Genomic DNA, 21,735 nt, shown 5'->3' on the forward strand with positions numbered 1-21,735 from the left:
GCCGTATCCGATTTATGCGATTCGTACTCATACCTGTCCTACTGCTCTCTACCCTTGCGCTGGCGCAGCAGAACACGCCGTCGGCTGCGCCTGAAACGCAATCATCACAGCCGGCTCAAAAAGCCGCTGACGAGAAGCCGCGCGTCGAAGAGAAGATTGTCGTCACCGGCACCTATGATCCTCTGCCGCTCGAAGAAGTTGACCGCAACGTGCAGTCGATCGAGGTGAACCAGTCACCGGTGCTCTACCGCAATCTTGACGACGTGCTGAAATCCGATCCTTCGGTCGATCTGCGACAGCGCGCGCCCGGCATTCAGGGAGACCTCTCGCTGCGCGGCTCCACCTTCGGCCAGACGCTGGTGCTGGTGAACGGCGTGCGCGTGAATGACGTGCAGACCGGTCACCACAATCTCGACCTGCCGGTGTCGCTGGAAAATGTGGAGCGCGTGGAGGTGCTCCACGGCTCCGGCTCCACACTTTATGGCTCGGACGCCGTTGGCGGCGCCGTCAACTTCATCACCAAGGCGCCCACGCGTAGTGAACTTCGCTTCGGCGCTTCCGGCGGCAGCTTTGGCACCAACGCGCAGGACGCATCGCTGGCCATTGCCTCGCGCCGCTTCACCGAGCAGGCATCCTTCGCGCGCGAGCTTTCAACCGGCTTCATCGCCGACCGCGATTACCGCAGCCTCGCCTTCAGCAGCCAGAGCACGGTGAAGAGCGCTCTGGGATTGACAGACATTCTGCTGGCCACCAGCGACCGCCCGTTCGGCGCGGCGCTCTTCTATGGCAATTACAACTCGTGGGAGCGCACGCGGAGCTGGCTGGCCTCGGTGCAGCAGGCGCTCGGCGCGAAGACCAGCGCCCTGTTCGCCTACCGCCGCCACACGGACGACTTCATCCTCCTGCGCACGAACCCTGCGGTCTACGAGAACAAGCATCTGACCGAGAGCTTTGAGGCCGCGCTGCGCCGCCAGGATTCCGTGGCGAAGAACGTGCGCGTCTTCTACGGCACCGAGGGCTTTCACGACTCCATCAACAGCACGAACCTCGGCAACCACCAGCGCGACCGCGGCGCCTTCTACGCCAACCTTGACGTGCGCGCGCTGCACCGCTTCTCGTTTGCCGTGGGCGCTCGCGAAGAGTTCTTTACCGGCGGCCAGCGCGACTTCAGCCCCACCATCTCCGGCGGCTACTGGCTCTCCAGCCGCGTGAAGTTCAAAGGCTCCGTCAGCCACGCCTTCCGCCTGCCCACGTACACCGACCTCTACTACCACTCGCCCACCACGCTGGGTGATGCCAACCTGAAGCCCGAGCGCGCGTGGAGCTATGAGGGCGGCGTGCAGCTCACCCTCAGCCAGCACGTGAGCGCCGAACTCACGGTCTTTCATCGCCGCGTGCGCGACGGCATCGACTACATGCTGCCTACGGGCGGCACCGTGTGGCAGGCGGCGAACCTGACGCGCGTGAACTTCACCGGCTTTGAGGCCGCCACGCGCATTGCGGCCACGCGCCGCCATCGCTTCGACGTTGCCTACAGCGTGCTCACCGGCGCGCAGGAGGCGCTCGACGGCCTGCAATCGCAGTACGTCTTCAACTATCCGGTACACGCCGCGTCTGTAAGCTGGCTGGGCGAACTGCCGGGAAGACTGACCACGCGGGCGCGCCTGCAAACAATTCAGCGCTACCAGCGCGACGCTTACCCGCTGCTCGACCTCTCGCTCACCCGCGAATTCCGCGGCGTGCACCCCTACGTGCAGCTCACGAACCTCACAAACACTCGCTACGTAGAGATCGCTGGACCTCCGGCGGTGCCCATGCCGGGCAGAGCTGTGATCGCCGGCGTGGAGATTGTGCTGACGAGGAAGAAGTAGCGGATATCCTGAATAGACAAAAGCCCCGCGCAAGCCGATTGAGCTTACGCGGGGCTTTCCTTTTGGCGAACAGTGCGTTAGCGGCTGGGCCGCAGACGACGCCGCAGCGGGGTTTCAATCCAGCGGAAGGTCGCGATGGAAACCGCGAGTGCGGCCGCCACGAGCGCGATAAAGCCCAGCGGATTCTGAAAGCGCAGGCCGCCATCGGCGCGCTGATACAGCAAGGCCGCCGCGGCAATCACCAGCGTGTGCAGCAGGTAGAAGCTGTAGCTGGCGTCTCCCCAAAGCACAAACATTGGACGGTCGAGCCACGCCAGCCCCGCAGGCCGCATGGCCATTCCTACAATTATGGCCGCAAACAGCGGCGCAATCATGGCCGCGTGCACCGGGATGGCGAACGCGCGCGAGCCGTGTACGACGTAGGCCGCCCCGCCTGCGACGCCAGTCGCCACCAGCGGCCACGCCAGCCAGCGCTTCCCTTCCGTATGCAGGAAGGCCACGGCAGCAGCCATGCCGATCAGGAATTCCCAGATGCGCGAGAGCGGATGGCAGGCAAAGACGGCGCTCCACACATTCGAGCCACCCGTGGCATCCACCGCTCCGAGCTGTCCGAAGTAGAACAACGAGGAAATTCCGGCACCCACCGCGCAGAATGCAAACAGCACCGCCAGCGCCCGCCGCGAACTCAGCGTGGCAAACCAAGGCAGCAGAAATGGAAAGAGGAAGTAGAAAAAGGCTTCGACCGAAAGCGTCCAGGCCGGCATGTGCCACGTCAGCGAGTTCTGCGGCACCCACGTCTGCAACAGGAGCGGCGCGCTCAGCGAAGAAATCACCAGGTGTTTGGCGGGCCACACCCATTCCAGCGGCAGCTTGGAAGGCGCGAACAGGCAGCGGTAGAAAAACCACGGCGCGGTCAGCAGCAGCGTAAACGCATAGGCCGGGTAGATGCGGGCGAACCTTGCCTGCCAGAAGCTGCGCACGCTCATGGGCTTCCCCATGTGCGCGTAGACCATGACGAAGCCGGAAAGCACAAAGAAGAAGTTGACGCCGAGGTAGCCCTCGACGGCCAGCCGCTGAAACCACTGTGGCCCCACAAACACGCGCATGGAAACCATGTGCAGCAGCCCCACCCAGAGGGCGGCGGCAAAGCGCAGCGAAGTCAACGCGGGAATGGGCGGACGCGCCGGTGTCTGGCTCATGCGCGGCGTCCGCCTGCCCTACTCTTCCTCTTGGTTCTTGTGCGGAGCGCGCGCGGAGAGCGACTCAAGCTGCTTGCGCCAGTCGAGCGTCTCATCCACAAAGGCCGAGGAGTCGCGCCAGTTGGCCTTCACCTTCACGAACAACTCGAGGAAGACCTTGGTGCCGAGGATGCGCTCCATCTCCAGACGCGCGCGCGTGCCAACCTTCTTCAGCACGGTGCCGCCCTTGCCGATGATGATCGCCTTCTGTCCGTCGCGCTCCACGTAGATGGCCGCCGCGATCTTCGTCAGCTTCTTGCCTTCCTCAAAGCGCTCGACAATCACGCTCGACGCGTACGGAACTTCCTGGCTGGTCAGTTCAAGGACCTGCTCGCGGATCAGTTCCGCGACGATGAAGCGCTCGGGCTGGTCGGTGATCTGGTCTTCGGGGAAATAGCGCGGGCCTTCAGGCAGCGCGTTGGCCACGGCCGTCAGCAAGTCTTCCAGATTTATCTCTTTCGCAGCGGAAATCGGGATGATTTCGGCAAAGCTGTAGAGCTTGGCCCACTGCTCGATGAGCGGCAGCAACTGCGCCTTGTCCACCAAATCAACTTTGTTCAGCAGCAGCATGGCGCGCGTCTTGCTCTGCTTCTTCACCAATTCCAGCACCATCTCGTCGGCGGCGCCGAACTTCTGCGTGATGTCGGCGATGAGCAGCAGCAGGTCGCAGCCCGCGAGCGCGTCCTGCACTTCCTGCATCATGCGCTTGTGCAGCGAATCCTCGGGCTTGTGCACGCCAGGCGTGTCGATGAAGACAATCTGCGCCGCCGGGCGCTTGCTGGTGCGCTTTATGTTGACGATGCCGGTGATGCGGTTGCGCGTGGTCTGCGGCTTGTGCGTGACAATGGCGAGCTTTTCGCCCACCAGGGCGTTCAGCAGCGTTGACTTGCCGGCGTTGGGCCGGCCGATGATGGAGACAAATCCTGAGCGCATGAAATCCTTGCGTCGCAAGCGACGACCCGGCGTGCCGGGTGCAATGTTGATTCTAACCTGCCTCGCCCGTCTCGGGCGAAGCCTCTTCCGGCTTGGGCGGCTGGCTGATGCGAACCCGCTCGACGCGGCGTGTGCTGGCCTGCAGCACCTCAAAGCGCAGGCCGTCCTGCTCCACCACGTCACCCGCCTCGGGAATGTGCCCGGCGATTTCCGTGACCAGGCCGCCGATCGTGGTGGCCTCCCACTCATCGCTCAAGTGCACGTCAAACAACTCGCGCAGATGGTCGACATCGAGCGCGCCCGGCACCACGCAGCAATGGTCGCCTTCGCGGACAATCTCCGTGGAGGCTTCGCGCTCGTCGCGAAGTTCGCCCACAATCTCTTCCACAAGGTCCTCGACGGTCACCAGACCGGCCACGCCGCCGTACTCGTCGCTGACCATGGCCAGGCGCAGATTCGCCCGCTGCATCTCGGCCAATAGCTCATTGGCCCGCTTGGTTTCGGGCACAAACAGAACCTTCGGCTTCATCAGCTCGCTCACCTTGCGCTGCGCGGCATCGGTGTCCGCCACCTGCAGCAGGTCGCGCACGTGCAGCATGCCCACAACGTTATCGAACTGCCCCTGGTAGACGGGCAGCCGCGAATACTGGTGCTCCGCGAGCTGGCGCGTGACTTGTTCCACGGTGGTTGAGGCCTCGACGGCGAAGACGCGCGGACGCGGCGTCATCACCTCGCGCACGGTTTTATCGCCGAACTCCACCACCGACTGAATCAGATCGCGGTCGCTCTCTTCCAGAATACCCTCGTCCTGCCCGGCCTCGATGAGCGCATCCACGGCCTCCGAAGGATGCTCCGGCGTTTCGCCTGCGTTCTTTTCGCGCGTCAGCGAGACGATTGACTGCACGAAGCCGAGCACCAGCGTCAGCGGCAGCATCAGGTAGATGAGCACGCGCAACGGCAACGCGAACGGCACGAACCAGAAGCCACGGGTGCGCGAAAACAGCAGGAACGGAATCAGCCGGTGGAAGACCAGCACCACGATGACAACCAGCAGCACCGACTCCAGCAGTTGCTCCCAGCCCCAGGCCGGGTCGGAAAAGACCGAATAGGCCAGCAAAAACGTGATGGCTGAGATCGTCAACTGCTCCAGCACCGCCATGGCAATCACGGCGCGTCCGCGTCCGACGCCGATGCGCGGCTCAATCTGCTGCTCAAAAATCTCGATGTTTTCCTGAAATTCGCGCGAGAGAAACTTGCCGGACTCGTTGTAGAGCCGGGCGGTGTAGGAAACCAGCGCCAGCAGCGCCGTCAGCGCCAGCAGCACAATGCCGATCAGGATGCTGCTCATCGGCGCCTCTCCCGTGCGGGAGCTTTGCGCGAGCGTGCCGCAGACTTTTGGGACACCTTCTTCACACTCGGCTTGACGGCCTTCTTCGCGCTCTTGCGGGCCGTAGCGCGTGCCGCGCTCTTCCCATTGGCACGCTCAATCAGTCCATGCTCCAACCCAAGCTTTGCGCGCAGCGTCTGCTCCAGCGCGGCCATCTCGCCCTTGTCGGATTCGTGGTCGTACCCAGCCAGATGCAGCATGCCGTGCAGCACCAGCACCTTCAATTCAACCAGCAGTCCGTGGCCCAGCCGCTCGCCGTTTTCATTGGCGATATCGAGCGAAATCGCGATGTCACCCGCCATGCCCGGCGCGTCGGAGGGAAACGAGAGCACGTCGGTCGGCTTGTTCTTGTGGCGGAAGTCGCGGTTGAGCTGCTGAATCTCACGGTTGTCCGTGAGCAGCACGGAGACTTCGCCCTTGAGTTGCGCGGCCTTTTGCGCGCGAGCGGCAAAACCGCCCAGCGTGCGCTTTGTTCCCGAATCCAGTTGCGTGCGTGCCAGTATCAATGTGTCCGTCCCACCCTGTTTTGGCGCGGTTCCCCGCAAAATACAAATGCGGGAAGGCCTGCGCCCTCCCGCATATTATAGTTCGCGTTTATTGCGCGGAAGTTTCAGACGCCGCTTCCGGCGCTCCATCCCTGGGCTGCCTGCCCACTTCAAGCTGCAATGACAGCTGCTGGTCCTGCTTGACGCGGTAATCCTCATAGGCGCGCACAATGCGCTGCACCAGTTGATGGCGCACCACGTCGCGCTCATCGAATTGCTGGAAGGCGATGCCCTCCACGTTGCGCAGCACGGACATGGCCTCGATGAGGCCGCTACGGCTGGCATTGGGCAGGTCGATCTGCGTGATGTCGCCGGTAATGACCGCCTTGGAGTTGAAGCCCAGGCGGGTAACGAACATCTTCATCTGCTCGCTGGTGGTGTTCTGCGCCTCGTCCAGAATCACGAACGAATCATTCAGCGTGCGTCCGCGCATGAAGGCGATGGGCGCAATTTCGATCACGTTCTTCTCAAGGTAGCGGTCGACCTTTTCCGGGTCGAGCATGTCATAGAGCGCGTCATAGAGCGGACGCAGGTAGGGATCGACTTTCTCCTGCAACGTGCCGGGCAGGAAGCCAAGCCGCTCGCCGGCTTCCACCGCCGGGCGCGCAAGAATGATGCGGCTGACCTTCTTGGCCACCAGAAAGGAGACGGCCATGGCGACCGCCAGGTAGGTCTTGCCCGTGCCCGCCGGCCCGATGCCGAAGATCATGTCGTTCTGCTCAATGGCGTCGAGATAGAGCCGCTGGTTCGGGCTCTTGGGCTGCACGTGGCGCTTGTTGCCCATGGTGCGCTGGCGTCCGGCGTCGGCCAGCTTGCGCAGCGTCGACTCCGGGTCATTGATCACCACGCGCAGCATGGAGTTCAACTCGCCGCTCTGGAAGGTGTGCCCCGTCTTCTGCAGATAGGTGTAATCGGTGAAGATCTGCTCGGCACGCGCCACATCGGCCGGGGTGCCCTCAATGCAGACGGCGTCGGCGCGCAGGTCAATAGTGACGTTCAGGCCGCTTTCCAGCACGTAGAGGTTCTCATCCCGCGTGCCAAACAGGGTTTCAATGTTCGGAGCAATTTCGATGTTCTTCTTCATCGAAGTCCGCTTCTTCTCCCGGACGCCCATGCGCCCTGATGGCCGCCCTCTGCGGGGCGGGTGCGATGCGAGCCAGTTGTGGTTTTGAGCACAGCAGAACGGGCCTGGAAGGCTCCAGCAGTACACCGGCTTGGGAGTAGACCCATTGCGGCTGAGAGTAGCCCGACGCGCGCCCGGAGTCAATAACCGAACGGCCCAATCCGCGGTTTTGCTTCCGCCCGTTGCACATCCCGGCAAGTTCCCGTAGAATAGGAGTTTCGGCGGCAAGCTGAAGGAAACTCCAGAGGACAACAAGAGATTTATGGCGAATCATTTTTCGGCGCTCAAGCGCACCCGTCAGACGGAAACCAAGACCGCGGTGAACCGCGCCAACAAGTCCCGCATGCGCACCGCGCTGCGCGGCCTCAAGACGGCCATCGAAACCGGTGATGCCGCCGCGGCTGAGACCAGCTACAAGGAATGCGTCTCGGTGCTCGACAAGAGCGCCAAGAAGGGCGTTATCCACAAGAACACGGCTTCGCGCTACAAGAGCCGCCTGTCGGCCCGCGTCAAGGCCGTCTCGGCGAAGTAAGCCAGAAACCCATTTCCAAAGAAGAAGGCAGGCGCGCAGCCTGCCTTTTCTGCGTTCGCAGAACGTGCCTCAGTCCTGCTCCAGCACAAGGTACTGAAGAATCCCCTTGCGCTCCACCTGCAGCACCAGCGAATCATCCTCTTTCACCTTGTCGAGCGCCGCGCGCAGCTCATCCAGCGTGGTGATCCACTGCGTGCCCACGGCGTGTATGACGTCGCCGGGTTGCGGGCCGTCGCCCGAGTAAGGCGCAAAAGCCGTGCGGCCTGCCACCACCACTCCGGTCGTGGCGCGCAGCGGCGCCAGTTCCTGCGCCAACTGAGGCGTCAGCGTCAACCCCAGAATTCCGAGCCGGGGAACCAGGTTCTGGTCGGTAACCATGTCGGCAAAGCGCTGCGGATCACTCTCGGCTTCGCCCAGCACAATCTGCAGGTTCAGCTTCTTGCCGGCGCGCAGCACCTCCACCGGGATCTTCTGGCCGATCTGGAAGTCATAGAGCGCCACGGCAAACTGCTGCACGGAATTCACCGTGCGTCCGCCCATGTTGAGCAGCACGTCACCCACCTTCAGGCCTCCCGCTTCGGCCGGACCGCCTGGGACCACATCCTCCAGCAGAACGCCATTCTGCTGCGGCAGGCTCAATCCCTCGCGCAACTCCGGCGTAATCGTGCGCAGGTAGACGCCGACCTGTCCGCGATGAACGTGCCCTTCGGCCTTCAATTGCCGGTAAACGTTGGCCACCGCGCCCGAGGGAATAGCGAAACCAATGCCCTCGCTGCCGCCCGACTGCGACATGATGAACGTATTGATGCCGACAACGCGACCGTTGACGTCAATGAGCGGGCCGCCCGAGTTGCCGGGATTGATGGCCGCATCGGTCTGCACAAACACGCGCGGATCGTCCGGGGTGATCTGCCGGGCCGTGGCGCTGACCACGCCCAAGCTCACCGAATTTTCCAGACCCAGCGGGTTGCCGATGGCAAGCACAACCTGCCCCTGCTGCAGGCTGCCGGAATCAGCCAGCGCGGCGTACGGCAGGTTCTGGCCTTCCACCTTGATCAGCGCCAGATCTGTCATCGAATCCACGCCGACCACGCGGGCCTCCAGCTGACGGCGCGGCACGCTGGCGTCCTGCGCTCCGCTCAAACGCACGCGGATGCGGCGTGCATTGGAGACCACGTGCGCGTTGGTCATGATGTAGCCGTCGGGCGAAAGCAGCACGCCACTGCCCATCGACCGCTCGCGCGAGATGGTGCCGGCCGCGCCATTGTTGCTGCTGGTGACGGCAAAACTGGTGCAATTGATCTGCACCACGGAGTTGCCAACCTTGTGAACCAGTTCCTGCAGGGAGCCGCTGAGGGCCTTCAACTCGCCGCTGTTCTTGTCAGTCTGTGGCGTTTGCGCGCCCACGGAGGTAGCGGTGAACGCCGCCAGAATGAGGCTCAGGGCCAGTGCCCGGGGTGCCTGCCATATCGAACTTGCCAATGGAATCTCCTGCGGGCCGTGGAATGCCGTGCCCGTATGCTTTGTTGGACTGCCCAGCGCAGCCGCTTCGGTTCAAATCTTCTTACTTGTATAGACAAGCCGCGTCCGGCTTTGTCACCCGAAGGCGAAAACGGAAAGGCCCCGGCAGGCTCACCGGGGCCATGTATTTCATTGTCGCAGACCTATTGGCAATAAGGCAGAGAGACGTTCTGCGGCACGCCCTTCAACTGCGTTTCAATCTGCTGGATGCGGGTGACGACCTGGCGCATGCGCTCGCCGTTGGCCTTCACTGCAACCAGGAAGCGGTCGGAGTTGCGATCCAGTTGATTCAGGTTCTGCCAGGTGCTCATCAGGTCCACGTAGTCGTAGGCATTGTCGATCACGTCCTCGGCGCAGTTGGCGTAGGACTTTGCTTCCGTCGAGAGGAACGGCACGTCTGAGATCAGTTGCCGGACGGCCTCGTCATACATTTCCGGGTTGCTCTTGTCTTCCAGAATCCATTTCTGGAAATCATCAAAGCTCCGCAGTTCAGTGGCGCGCTGGAGCATCCGCTTCTGCTTCAGCCCTTTCTCCGTCAATACCTTCATCTTCTCGGCGCGCTTGAAGCGATCTTCGTTGATCTCCATGAAGGTATCCATGGCGAGCTTGGTGGGCAGGCTGAGAACTCGATTCACCACGCGGTCGTACCCGGCCTCGGCTTCCGCCTGCCAGTCTGCAAACTGCCTCTGATCCATCTGGATGCTGCGGTTCAGCCGCGTGATGGAGCGTCGCAGGTTCTCCAGCTCGGTGCGGCGCTCGGACAACTCGGTCAGCAACTGGTCTCGCGTGGGCAGCTTGTGCTGCGTGGGCTGAATGCACTGTTGGGCCGCCGGTTGCGCGCTGGCCGAAGTCGCGGGAGAGGGCTTTGCGGCTGGCATTGGCGGCGGAGGCGCCAGCACCGACATATCCACCTTCGGATTGCCGTTGCCGCTGCCAAAGAATGAAGAATACGTTCCCGACGAACTGGGCGAGTTGCTGCCCGCCGCAGGTTTGGCGGCCGCACTGTTGACGCCCGCCGAGGTCGCAGGCTTGGTGCCGGAGCCGATGCTGGCGCCGGACACGGCACCACCCGCAGCGGTGTCAAAGCCCTCGCGCGCACCCGCCGCCATGCCCTCCGGCGTATCAGCCTTGGCTGCGGCCTTCGAGGATGCGGCCACCTGCTGCAATTGCCCCATTGCGGAGCTGTTGCCGGGAGCCTGCGTGGGCTGAGCCGAGGTACCTGCGGCAGCCGCTTTTTGCGCCGCCTGCTGTTGTGCGGCCAGCGCCTCGGTGGTGGTGGAGGGCGGTGCCGCTGAAATCGTCGTGGTCGGTGAAATGTGAGCGCCGCCGGTCGGGTGCGCCTGCAGAGCATTCGCCAACTGTTGCTGCTGCTCCGGCGAAAGGTTCTGCGCCAGGTCCGCCAACTGCTGCGGAGTCATCTTGAGAGGATCCATCGCCGCCGCGTCGGCGCTCTGCGTGGGCGCCGACGGCGCTGCTGTGGCCTGGTCGCCCAGCTTCAATTTCAGCCCGCCCACGGATGACGGTGGAGCGCTGCCGCCGGAGGGCGTTGCGGCACTCGGCGAAGCGAGTGCGTAATCGTTGCTCCCCTGTCCGCCGCCTGCGTGGGCGCATGGCGGCTGCCCAATCTTGGCCAGGGCTTCGGGCGTCAGAGCGTAAAACGAAATGCCATTCAGGTACTTGCCATCGCAGTTCTGCGGCTGCGTTTGCGCCTGCGCCTGAACGTGGTCCTCGCCCATCTTGAGTTGCAGCCCGCCACTGCCGGGAGCGCCCAGCCCGCCGCTATCCATCTTCAACTTCAATTGTGGAGTTCCACTAAGCTTCAGCGTGCCCTGCAGACGTTGGCAGATCTGCGCCAGCTTGATCGCTTCCTCAATCTTCTTCTGCTGTGCGGCCTCCGCCTGGCGCTGCTGCAACTCGGCCATCATCTTCTGCTTCTGCGCGTTGGCCTGCGAATCATTGCTGAACAGCATGTTGACGAACGCATTCATCACCGTGCTGGCCACCTGCATCTGTACCATCTGCTTGGTGGTCATCACAGGAAAGCTGGAACTGGCCTTTTTCGCAGCGCTGCCATCCGAGCACACTGGGTCGGAGTGTTCACTGGCGCAGGTGCAGTGATACTGCGGATACATCTTGATAGTGGCGTAGCAGTCGATGAGCGGCTTACCGACGTCAGGCACCTGCGGCAACTGCGCAACGGCCGTGTTCAGCAGCAGGCTCGCAATGAATCCAAAGAGAGCTATGGCACGAAAAAGATCTGCGCGGAAGGCGCGGCAGAAGCACGAGCGAGGGCTTGCGTGCTGACTCATGGGGATCTCCTCCCGTAAGGCAACGACCCGGAAAGTGTAGCAGGCAAGCCTCTGTTTGCTATGCAGGAACCCCATGCATGGACACCGTTGGTAACCTTGACACTGCCACCTCGGTGGCACAAAATGTCGCCTGCTTGCAGCAGTCCATCGTAGCGCCACCCCGCTGGGGCAAGGCGGCGGGAGCATGAAGCCCTTCGGCCATGCCTCCCAACCCGGACAGACGTCTTGAGATGTTCTGCTCGGGGTGATTCCTCTGTGTGCAAGCCGACACCGTCATCCGAGAATTCAGCCGTACGAACGAACAATGGGGGCCTTATGAAAGGCTTTAAGCACCTCCTGGCTGTGGCTGTTCTGCATTCCTGCTTTGCCCCGCACCCAAACGCTCTCAACGCGCGTGGCCACGCCGTGCGGCGAAAGAATCGACACTCCGAAGCTATGATGAAGCGCTCTGTTCTCTTTTCCCGCGCCGTTTGCCTTGCCGTATGTCTGTTCATCAGCACCGTCAGCGCCTTCGCGCAGGCCTCCGGGCAACCGCAGGAACTCAGCCGGTGGCGCGCTCACTCCCTGATGCAGGCCGCCGCCAAGTATGCAGCCGTGGTCTGGGCCAACACCCATCGCCTCTACATGGTGGATACCGAAAGCATCGTCATCACGGACACCGAGCTGCGCCTGACAGGTGTACACAAGGGCGAGCCAACCAGTTTCCATATCGCACTCAAAGACGTTTCAACCGCCAACACCGGTTTCTGCTTCGATTTCGCCTGCCGCGTGGCCAGCCCGCGTGAACTCCCCTTCCTGCTACGCGACGACAAAGACAAAAAATACCTGCTCTACTTCGGCGATACGCCCACCATGTGGAAGCGTCCGCCCTGCTCGGCTGCGGACAACAAGGACGCATGCATGAAGGCCGCAGGCCAGTTTGCCGCCGCACTCAACGGCCTGCACGGCAAGCATGTGCTTTACGATCCAGCCAGTTTTCTGCAGCAGGCTGCGGCTTGGCGGGCGCTCAATCCCAAGCCCGCCATTTCCCCCGAGGTGAAGCTGCGTCGTACGCTGGCCGAGGACGCCATCCGCATCGGCAAGCCGGAAGATGCGCTTAATTATTTTGAGCTTGGACTCGAGATCGACCCGACCTGGGCGCAGGGGTGGTTCAACGCAGCCGTCATCGCCGGGCAGCTCGGCTACTACGCCGACGCCGCCGAGCACATGCAGAACTATCTGGCGCTTATACCCGATGCGCCGGATGCCGAGTCAGCCCGTGAGCAGATGTCGGTATGGAAGTACAAAGCGCCGCGGAAGTAGCGAAAGTAACGGTAGAGGCCGAGAAAATGGGCGCTAAACGTACGCCCCGTTGAGATGCCGGCGGACCGCACGCAGCCAGTTTGAGCCGTGAAAGATCAAGGCCGCAGAAACATATTGAGACTGCGGAAGAACATGCTCCCAAGGAGCCTAATAATGCACCGCTGGAACCGCAGATTTCCTATTTTTGCCTTTCTGTTCGTCGCCTTGGCGCCATTCCTGAGTGCGCAGCCCGCCGCTCCCCGCACCATGAGCTTCTGGCACGCACGGCGCACCATTCTTGCCGCCCGCAACCTTTGGTCGGTCTATGGCGACCAAACCAACGCGGAAGGGTTCAAGGTTACACGCGAATCAGTCGAGATCGAGACTGGCAAGAAGGGGCACGAGAAACATTCCAGTCTCATTTTTCGGTCCATGCCTGCACTCACCTTGGAACGATGTGACGCGCGCACGATGTGGTGCACAGTCAAGGATCCTTCCGGACACACCGTGCATTTTCCCAGTGGCACAAAGTACCCCATCGTCTTTGGCTTCGTCTCGAGAGAGAATGAGGCGACCGTGGTTCCCGTGATTCGCACGATCGTCGAGGCTTTGAACAACCTTCGCGAATCCGCCGTCAGCGACAGTGAAATCGACTTCCATCAGAAGGCGGCTGCATGGCGGGCGGCAAATCCGAAGCCGCCACTGCCGGAGCTTGTGCGCCTGCATCGCCTGGCCGCCGAAGACGCTATTCGGAACAACAAGCCAGCCGACGCGCTGAATTACTACGAAATGGCGGTGGAGCAGGAGCCGGACTGGGCGCTCGGCTGGTACAACGCAGCCGTCATCGCCGGGCAACTCGGCTACTTTGCCGATGCCGCCGAGCACATGCAGAACTACCTGGAACTGATGCCCGACTCACCGGACGCCGCGGCCGCACGGGACCAGATGGATTTATGGAAGTTCAAAGCCAGCCGGAAGTAGCGCAGAGCACGCACACGCAGCGGCCCATCGCCCTGCGTGTTCCGGGTGAGTGGCGCCGCTGCCGGAACCTCTGATATCGCTTTGCCCCAAGGACAAGCTCCTCCTTCGGACGAATTCTGCCCGGCTCCTCCGCTTCCCTGATATCCGCCGCCTGCCGGACAGGATGGCTATCGGTCAATCAGGCGGCATAAGTTATTTATTATTAGCAAATTAGACCATTCAAAGCTGAGTTCTCTCGGCACAAGCGAGGCGCATAGGGCATAATGTTCCTGTTCTCATAAGCGAGTGATTTCGTGCCACTTCCCTCTCCTGAGCCGTCGCGCCGCCCCGATCCGGACTCTCCCGAAGAGTTTGCTGAGACTGGCGCCGAGGAGTCGCAACTTTCCGAGTCGGAAGGGGTTTCTTCCGATATGAGTACGGTTGCCATCAGCGGCGGGCTGGGAGCGGCGAAGCACCGGGCTGCAAGCATGCGGTTGAGCGATCCGGCGGTACTGGCCGGGTTGAGCGATGCCGAGGTCATGCTGCAGGTCAAGACCGGTGACGAGAACGCCTTCAACTTCCTGATTGAGAAGTTCCGCCGCCCGCTGATCAGCTTCATGTACCGCATGACGCACAACTCGGCGATTGCCGAGGAGCTGGCGCAGGAAGTCTTCCTGCGCATCTACCGCTCGCGGGAGAGCTACTCGGCTGACGCCAAGTTCACTACGTGGATGTACCGCATTGCCACCAACCTTGCGGTCAACCACGCACGAGATTCCAAGTACGACCGTCCCGAAGTGAAGGCCAGCCTGGACGAGACGGACGAAGAAACAGGGCTGACCATGGATGTGGCCGATGACACGCCCAACGTGGAGCAGCAACTGCTGCGCCGCGAACGGCTGGCCGCCATTCGCCGGCAGGTGGAGAGCCTGCCCGAGAGACAACGCATGGCGGTGTTGATGCACAAATATCAGAACCTGGATTACAAGCAGATTTCTGAAGTGCTGCACCTGAGCGAGTCGGCCACCAAGTCGCTGCTTTTCCGCGCCTATGAAACATTGCGCGAAAAACTGAAAGCATTTGTGTAGGGGTAACAACCATGAATTGCACGGAGATTCGCGAGACACTGCCGGACGTTGCCAGCGGCGTGACTGCGCTGACGCCCGAGCTGAACGAGCACCTGGCCCACTGCGACGCCTGCGCCGACACCTTTGCCGGCCTGCAGGAAACCATGGCCCTGCTCGACGAGTGGAAGGCTCCCGAGCCTTCGCCCTACTTTGATACCCGCCTGCAGGCGCGGCTGCGCGAGGAGCGCGCACTGGCGGAAGCCAAGGCCGCACGCTGGGGCTGGCTGCACTGGCTGAAGCGCCCGATGGTGGGAGCAACCGCCACGGTGCTGCTGGTGGCAGGCATTGGCATTGGCGTGGGCGTGCAGTACTACCCGGCGCACAACAAGTCGGTACAGCCCGTTGCGCAGGACACCGTGAAGGCCCCGCACGGCACCCCCGTGGGCGACCTCCAGTTCCTCGACAGGCACCAGGAAGTGCTGCAGGCATTCGATCCGCTGGATGCGGTCGACGGCCTGGATGACGACGACGCACCCACCGCGAATTAGATAACCAGGGGAACGGCGGGAGCAGATACACTGGCAGATTGAGCAGTAGCAAAGAGAGACGACCGTGCGAGGCAAGTTCACCATTTCGATTCTGACGGCGCTGGCGCTGAGTACCGCACTGGCTTCCGCCCAAGGCCGCGGACACGAGCGGCAGGAATCGTCGCCGCGTGCCCAGGAATCGCACTCGCAGAATTCGCGTGCATCGCAGTCCCGTGAGTCGCAATCGCGTGAGCCGCAATCGCGCGGGTCTCAGGCAAGAGATTCGCAAGCACGGGAGATGCGCGGTCCGTCCTACCGCGAGCAGCGTGGACAAATGGAGATGCAACGCGGGCGCTCGGAATCTCCGCGTTGGCAGGAATCTCGTGGGCAGGGCTACGGACGACAGTCGATGCGTCAGGAAAGCCCGGCACAGTACGCCGCACCGCAGAATAACAATGTGCACCGTCCGCCTCAGAGCAATGCTCCCGCGCAGCGTGCACCGCAGTACGCGACACCACAGGACACCGCGCCGCGGGGCAATTCAGGACAAGGGAATGGCGCACAGGTGCACCGCCCGGGACGCGCCGGCGACTGGCTGCGCAATTCCGGCAACCTGCCCTCCAACGAGCAGCAGAAGAGGCTGGAGCAGGACCCGAACTTCCGCCAGCTTCCGCCGCAGCGCCAGCAGCAGTTGCGCCAGCGGCTCGACAATTTCAATTCCCTGCCGGAGCGCCAGCGCGAACGCGTGCTGAACCGCATGGAGAAGATGGAACGATTGACGCCGGAGCAGCGCCAGCAGGCGCAGAGCCTGAACCAGCAGTTCCGTGGCATGCAACCGGACCGTCGCCAGCAGGTAACGCGGACGCTGCGCCAGTTGCGCGGCATGCCGCCGCAAGCGCGGCAGGACCTGTTGAACTCGCCGCGCATGCGCGAACAGTTCTCGCCCAACGAGCTGAACATGCTGAAGGGCTACAACAACCTCGGCCTGGCCATGGATCAGCCCCAGCAATAGCCGGGTTGAAAACTGAGTTTCAGGTTTCGAGTTTCAAGAACCACTCAAAGTGAGAACATCTTGAGCCTGTCGGAGTAATCCTCCGGCAGGCTTTTTCATTGCGCTGTGCCCTGGCGCATGCTCCGTAGGGCCAGCCGAGGCTCGTCTCGATGTTCGAAACTTGTGACTGGAAACTCGAAACTGAATTTTCCTCGTTCTTTTCCCCGCAAGTTTCTCTCCGCCGCCCGTTCTCCCCATGCAGGCAGAATTCATTCGGAATTCGGAACCTTGCACGCGTGTCCGGGGTCTACACTGTCAACCGGACGGAGCAGCACCAAACCATGGAGCCCATCATGCGCAGGCACATTGCCGCCGTAGCCCTGTTGTTCGCCGCCACATCCCTGTTTGCCCAACCCGCCGCCGCGCCCGCCGCGAAAGCGAAGCCCGCACCGGCCAAAGCGGAAGCCCGCGCGGATGCCGCTCGCCCGGTTGAGGCCGCCGAGCTGCCCGTGCACCGCGTGGTGCTCTACAAAAACGGCGTCGGCTACTTTGAGCACAACGGATTTGTGCGCGGCTCGCAGGAGTTGAACATACGCTTCACAACCGCGCAGTTGAACGACGTGCTGAAGTCGCTGACCGTGGTCGACCTTGGCGGCGGGCAGATCACCGGCGTGCGCTACAACTCGATTGCCCCGCTCAGCCAGCGGCTGAGCACCCTGCGCCTGCCGCTGAGCGAGCAGACCACGCAGCAGGAAACGCTGCAGGCGCTGCGCGGCGCGCGCGTCGAGGTCAAGAGCGGTGCAGGCACCTTTACGGGCCGTCTGCTTTCTGTGGAGACCGCCACGCGCAAGGACCCGCGCACGGATACCGAATACACGGCGACGCTGGTCTCCGTGGCCAGCGACGGCGGCGAACTGCGCAGCTTTGAGCTTGGCGCCGCGACCAGCGTCCGCGTGCTGGATGGCGATTTGAACCAGGAACTGGGGCGGTATCTCGCGCTCATCGGCTCGGCGCGCGCCAAGGACCTGCGGCAGATGACGATCACATCCACCGGCACGGGCGAGCGCGAAGTGCAGGTCAGCTACATCAGCGAGGTGCCGGTGTGGAAGTCGACCTACCGCATTGTGCTGCCGCGCGACGAGGCGAAGAAGCCGCTGCTGCAGGGCTGGGCCATCATCGACAACACGGTGGGCGAGGACTGGAAGAACGTGCAACTCTCGCTCGTTGCCGGGTCACCACAGTCATTCATCCAGAACATTTCGCAGCCCATCTACCTGCGCCGCCCCACCGTGGAACTGCCCAAAACCGCGATGCTCACGCCGCAGACGCACGAGGGCACAATGGAGACCCAGAATGCGCTCGCCACCGCGACGTCATCCGGTGCCGGCGTGGTTGGGGCTGCTCCGCCTCCCATTCCGAGGGCCATGGCAAAGGTCGCGGCGCGCTCGGAGATGTACGACAAGCTGGACTCCGGCAGCAACGTCGAGTTGAGCGCTCCTGCGGAGAACGAGGTCGACACGGCCTACGAAAGCGCGACCGCAACGATCGCGGAAGCCTCGGGCGAGACCTCCGGCGACCTGTTCGCCTACAACCTGCGGCAGCCGATCACGGTGCTGAAGAACCAGTCGGCGCTGGTGCCGATTGTGCAGTCGAAGATCGACGCCGAAAAAGTGACGCTGTGGAATGCTGGCGAGAAGTTTCCGCTGCGCGCGCTGTGGCTGAACAACACCAGCGGCCTCACGCTTGACGGCGGCACGTTCAACATCATCGAAAGCAATGAATTCGCGGGCGAAGGCATCTTCCAGGAGTTGAAGCCCAATGAGCGCCGCCTGCTCAGCTATGCGGCCGACACCGCCGTCCGCATCAAGACCGAGCGCACCGGCGACGTGCAACCCGCCACCCGCATCCGCATGGCCCGCGGCCTGCTGCACATTGTGCGCGAGCAGCGCTCGCAAACCACTTACACCGTGCACAACTCGGACACCAGCGCGCGCAACGTCGTGCTGGAACACCCGGCACGCAGCGGCTGGAAGATCAGCGACAAGACGCCGAAGCCCGAGGAGAGCACCTCGAGCTTCCACCGCTTCAAGCTGACGGTTGCCGCAGGAGCCACGGAAAAGCTGACGGTCGACGAAGCCAACCCGCTCGACAGCGTCTTCTACCTGAACAACCTGAACGACGACCAGGTGAAGCTGGTGCTGCGCGAGCGCAACGTGAACCAGGCCGTGCTGGACGCATTGCAGAAGCTGCTGGCCAAGAAGAATGAAATCGCCTCCGTGCAGCAGCAGGTCTATACACGGCAGCAGGAGGTCAGCCGCATCAACACCGAGCAGGCCCGCCTGCGCGAGAACATGAAAGTCTTGAAGGGCTCGTCGGAAGAGAAGGCGCTGCTACAGCGCTACGTTGGCAGCCTGAACCAGCAGGAAGACCGGCTGGCCACGCTCAACAAGGAGATCGCCGACCTGCAGGTACAGATCAGCAGACTGACCGACGAGCTGAACGCCATGGCGCAGAGCTATACCTTCGACGAAGCGCTGTAGCCTGCACAACTCCCAGCGGCGCGAACACATGCTTCACGCCGCGAACGAAAAACGCCCCATCCGAAGACCAGAGAGATGGTCGCGGATGGGGCCTTCTTTTCTCAGGAAGAAGCTTGATCCGGATGTTTAGTGCCCCGGCATCGGATACGTTGGCGCGCCCGGCGGCAGCATCACCGGCTCCTCGGGAATCGCGATCCAGAGGATGATGTAGGCGAGCAGCCCGGTTCCGGCGCAGAAGAGGCAGAGCAGCCACAGCACGCGAACCAGCGTCGGGTCGAGGTCGAAGTGATGCGCCACTCCGGCGCAGACGCCTGCGATCTTGCGGTCGGTGCGCGAGCGCATCAGGCGGCGCGAATCACCGGGCGCGTAGCCGGCCACGGGCGTGCCGCACGCCTGACAGAAGGTTGCCTCGGGAGCCATCGGTTTACCGCAACGCGTACAGTACATGGTCGTTCTCCTTCCACGGATGCGCTCTGGAACCACCGGCGCTGATGAGGATACGCAGCCGCGCCCCCGCCGGTTCCCTGCTTCTGTGGAAGCCGCTCTCGACGCCGGTGACGGGCTTTCGGCTTCGGATTCAGCACTTTAGCCTGTGACGCCCATCACCACCGAATGTGAGATTCAACCAATCACTGTGTGAATTACTCCGTTCGCGCCTTCTGCATTGGTGACCGGGCACCGGGCACCGTACCCTGACCATGCAGAAGACTACGTTCCAAAAGGGGTGGGGCGTGCGCACAGGCGCATCGGTATCTTCGCCAGACCACCCGCAAACTATCGCACCAGGAGAGAAGCGGTTCATGCATAAGCCCATCAAATATGTGGAGAAGGCGTTCACCTACGGCGCGAAAGCCGCCTGGGTCGTTTACGACAAGCTTGTCAGCGTCAACCAGAAGGAGTCGTTCACGCCGAAGTGGAGCGACAAGCCTCTGCTGAAGAGCTACCAGAAGACGAAGCCGCCGCTGGGCTGGCCGCGCGAAACCGATTCGCTCTGCCCCAAGTGCGTGCCGGAGATCCGCCAGCAGATTCTCGACGGCAAGGTGCCGTACGAGATCCTGATGAATGAAAAAATCGGCGAGATCAAGGCCAAGATCATCGAGCGCGACGGCCAGATCCTGATGGTGAAGGACTGCCCCAAGCACGGCCACTTCGAGGACGTGATGGCGATCGACACCGCGTTTTTCCGCCATCTGGAAGAGACCTTCCCCGGCCGCGACATCCGCGCGCACAATGACGAGCGCCTGCACCATCACGGCAGCTCCACCGTCAAGCACGGCCGCGGCTCGGTGTTGACCATTGACCTGACCAACCGCTGCAACATGATGTGCGACCCCTGCTTCATGGACGCCAACCAGGTCGGCTTTGTCCACGAACTGGGCTGGGACGAGATCAAGAAGCTGCTCGACGACGCCATCACCATCAAGCCGCGCCGCCAGATGAGCGTGCAGTTCTCCGGCGGCGAGCCCACGCTGTCGCCTTACTTCCTGGACGCTGTGGCCTACGCGCGCAAGGTCGGCTTCAACTCCGTGCAGGCGGCCACCAACGGCATTGAGTTCGCCAAGAGCCCCGAGTTCGCAAAGAAGGCCGCCGAGGCGGGTCTTCGCTACGCCTACCTCCAGTTTGACGGCATCGGCAACGCGGCCAACTCGCACCGCGCCGTGGGCAACCTGTTTGACGTGAAGCTGCGCGCGATTGAGAACCTGCACAACGCGGGTGTCGACATTGTGCCGGTCATCACCATCGTCAACGGCGTAAACAACGAGCAGGTGGGCCGCGTGGTGCAGTTCGCGCTGGATAACCCGAAGAAGATTTCGTTCCTCAGCTTCCAGCCGGTTTCGTTCACCGGCCGCGATGAGGAGATCACCGATGAGCGCCGCCACGCGCAGCGCTACACGCTCAGCCATCTGGCGCATGACGTGAAAGCGCAGACCGGGCTGGGCGAGCCCGCGCGCGACTGGTTCCCCATCTCGTTCATGGGCACCTTCAGCGACTGGGCCGACCATGTGAAGGGTCCGAACCAGGACTGGGGCTCGCTCAACTGCGGCTGCCACCCGAACTGCGGCGTGGGCATGGCGCTGATGATCGACAAGGAAACCAAGGAAGCCGTGCCGGTCACCAAGTTCCTGAACGGCGACCGCATTGCCAAGGACGTGGCCAAGGTCACGGACGCGGGCGGCAGCCACTTCATGTCGCTGCTGGGCATGTCGCTGGCGCTGGCGCGCAACTACGATCCGTTCCAGTCGCCGACGCACTTCCGCTTCAGCGATCTGCTGAAGAAGTTCGACAAGACCTTCGGCGCCACCAAGAGCGCGGACAAGCGTTACGGCAGTTCCAAGCCAGGCCGCACCATTGACGACGTAAAGCGCCGCCGCGCCGACCGCTGGAACTTCCTGTTCATCGCCGGCATGTGGTTCCAGGATCTGTTCAACTACGACTTCCGCCGCACCGAACAGTGCATCATCCCCTACGCCACGCAGGAAGGCGAAATCAGCTTCTGCGCGTACAACACCGGCGTGGGCTGGCGCAACATTATCGAGAAGATGCACATGACGGCCACGCTCACCAAGTGGTACGAGGAGCACGGCCGCCACGAGATCTTCGCCGGTGGCAAGCAGGTGCCGCTCAACAGCAAGGAACACCACCTGATGCTGAACGAAGAGCACGTGCACGCCGACCGCAACCACACGCTCGACGAGCTGGGCATTGCCCGCAACGCGCGCGAGGAGAAAATTCGCGCCCGCAACGCCAAGCTGGCCGAACAGGACCCGAAGCGCGCCGCCGAAGACGCACGCATGGCCGCCCTCTACCGCCAGCACATTCTGGGCGAGAAGCCGGCAGCCGGTGGATTCGTTCCCGTCAACGGCATCGCTGCGGCGAAGAAGGAAGAAGAGACAATCGCGGGCGACTAGT

Annotated in this window: 17 protein-coding genes; 9 read left to right on the forward strand and 8 right to left on the reverse strand. The window is 62.6% G+C overall.

Features of this window, described 5'->3' with window-relative positions; all coding sequences use genetic code 11:
• Positions 1-14: 14 nt before the first annotated feature.
• Positions 15-1,871, forward strand: a complete 1,857-nt coding sequence (locus AC6IZO_RS08595) for a TonB-dependent receptor plug domain-containing protein (RefSeq protein ID WP_497804372.1) — start codon at positions 15-17, stop codon at positions 1,869-1,871.
• A gap of 77 nt (positions 1,872-1,948) precedes the next feature.
• Here the strand turns inward: AC6IZO_RS08595 and AC6IZO_RS08600 are convergent, their stop codons facing one another.
• From AC6IZO_RS08600 to AC6IZO_RS08620, 5 genes are all read right to left on the reverse strand, one after another.
• Positions 1,949-3,070: an acyltransferase family protein gene (locus AC6IZO_RS08600; RefSeq protein WP_497804373.1), complete on the reverse strand. Its 1,122-nt coding sequence runs from the start codon at positions 3,068-3,070 to the stop codon at positions 1,949-1,951.
• Between the two features lie 18 nt (positions 3,071-3,088).
• Positions 3,089-4,042, reverse strand: coding sequence for a GTPase Era (gene era, locus AC6IZO_RS08605; RefSeq protein WP_497804374.1), 954 nt, complete (start codon positions 4,040-4,042; stop codon positions 3,089-3,091).
• Between the two features lie 52 nt (positions 4,043-4,094).
• The gene (locus tag AC6IZO_RS08610) at positions 4,095-5,390 is read right to left on the reverse strand and encodes a hemolysin family protein (RefSeq protein WP_497804375.1); all 1,296 of its coding nucleotides are present in this window, start codon (positions 5,388-5,390) and stop codon (positions 4,095-4,097) included.
• Positions 5,387-5,935: an rRNA maturation RNase YbeY gene (gene ybeY / locus AC6IZO_RS08615; protein ID WP_497804376.1), complete on the reverse strand. Its 549-nt coding sequence runs from the start codon at positions 5,933-5,935 to the stop codon at positions 5,387-5,389. The genes AC6IZO_RS08610 and ybeY overlap by 4 nt, the downstream gene beginning before the upstream one ends.
• Positions 5,936-6,023: 88 nt before the next feature.
• Positions 6,024-7,058, reverse strand: coding sequence for a PhoH family protein (locus tag AC6IZO_RS08620; protein ID WP_497804377.1), 1,035 nt, complete (start codon positions 7,056-7,058; stop codon positions 6,024-6,026).
• A 301-nt stretch (positions 7,059-7,359) separates the two neighbouring features.
• On the opposite strand from AC6IZO_RS08620, the gene rpsT reads away from it, so the two are divergent.
• Positions 7,360-7,629, forward strand: coding sequence for a 30S ribosomal protein S20 (gene rpsT, locus AC6IZO_RS08625; RefSeq protein WP_497804378.1), 270 nt, complete (start codon positions 7,360-7,362; stop codon positions 7,627-7,629).
• A gap of 69 nt (positions 7,630-7,698) precedes the next feature.
• Here rpsT and AC6IZO_RS08630 read toward each other — a convergent pair whose 3' ends face one another.
• Together AC6IZO_RS08630 and AC6IZO_RS08635 are read right to left on the reverse strand one after the other, a co-directional pair.
• Complete coding sequence (locus AC6IZO_RS08630) at positions 7,699-9,111, reverse strand: trypsin-like peptidase domain-containing protein (RefSeq protein ID WP_497804379.1); 1,413 nt, start codon at positions 9,109-9,111, stop codon at positions 7,699-7,701.
• 182 nt (positions 9,112-9,293) lie between these two features.
• Positions 9,294-11,459, reverse strand: coding sequence for a hypothetical protein (locus AC6IZO_RS08635; RefSeq protein ID WP_497804380.1), 2,166 nt, complete (start codon positions 11,457-11,459; stop codon positions 9,294-9,296).
• 435 nt (positions 11,460-11,894) lie between these two features.
• Between AC6IZO_RS08635 and AC6IZO_RS08640 the strand changes: the two genes are divergently transcribed.
• From AC6IZO_RS08640 to AC6IZO_RS08665, 6 genes are all read left to right on the forward strand, one after another.
• The gene (locus AC6IZO_RS08640; protein ID WP_497804381.1) at positions 11,895-12,761 is read left to right on the forward strand and encodes a hypothetical protein; all 867 of its coding nucleotides are present in this window, start codon (positions 11,895-11,897) and stop codon (positions 12,759-12,761) included.
• Between the two features lie 153 nt (positions 12,762-12,914).
• Positions 12,915-13,721: a tetratricopeptide repeat protein gene (locus AC6IZO_RS08645; protein WP_497804382.1), complete on the forward strand. Its 807-nt coding sequence runs from the start codon at positions 12,915-12,917 to the stop codon at positions 13,719-13,721.
• Between the two features lie 410 nt (positions 13,722-14,131).
• Positions 14,132-14,788, forward strand: coding sequence for an RNA polymerase sigma factor (locus AC6IZO_RS08650; protein WP_497804383.1), 657 nt, complete (start codon positions 14,132-14,134; stop codon positions 14,786-14,788).
• An 11-nt stretch (positions 14,789-14,799) separates the two neighbouring features.
• Entirely contained in the window at positions 14,800-15,315 is a 516-nt protein-coding gene (locus AC6IZO_RS08655) for an anti-sigma factor (protein ID WP_497804384.1), read from the forward strand.
• Between the two features lie 313 nt (positions 15,316-15,628).
• Positions 15,629-16,306 carry a DUF3106 domain-containing protein gene (locus AC6IZO_RS08660; RefSeq protein WP_497804385.1) on the forward strand — a complete coding sequence of 226 codons (678 nt, stop codon included), beginning with the start codon at positions 15,629-15,631 and terminating at the stop codon, positions 16,304-16,306.
• A gap of 332 nt (positions 16,307-16,638) precedes the next feature.
• The gene (locus tag AC6IZO_RS08665; protein ID WP_497804386.1) at positions 16,639-18,825 is read left to right on the forward strand and encodes a DUF4139 domain-containing protein; all 2,187 of its coding nucleotides are present in this window, start codon (positions 16,639-16,641) and stop codon (positions 18,823-18,825) included.
• A 126-nt stretch (positions 18,826-18,951) separates the two neighbouring features.
• On the opposite strand, the gene AC6IZO_RS08670 is transcribed toward AC6IZO_RS08665, so the two are convergent.
• On the reverse strand, positions 18,952-19,272 hold the full coding sequence (locus tag AC6IZO_RS08670; RefSeq protein ID WP_497804387.1) for a PspC domain-containing protein: 321 nt from the start codon (positions 19,270-19,272) through the stop codon (positions 18,952-18,954).
• A gap of 353 nt (positions 19,273-19,625) precedes the next feature.
• Here AC6IZO_RS08670 and AC6IZO_RS08675 point away from each other — a divergent pair, with 353 nt between their 5' ends.
• Positions 19,626-21,734: a radical SAM protein gene (locus AC6IZO_RS08675; protein WP_497804388.1), complete on the forward strand. Its 2,109-nt coding sequence runs from the start codon at positions 19,626-19,628 to the stop codon at positions 21,732-21,734.
• Position 21,735: the final 1 nt, after the last annotated feature.

It is taken from the genome of Oryzophilus luti (assembly GCF_059726245.1).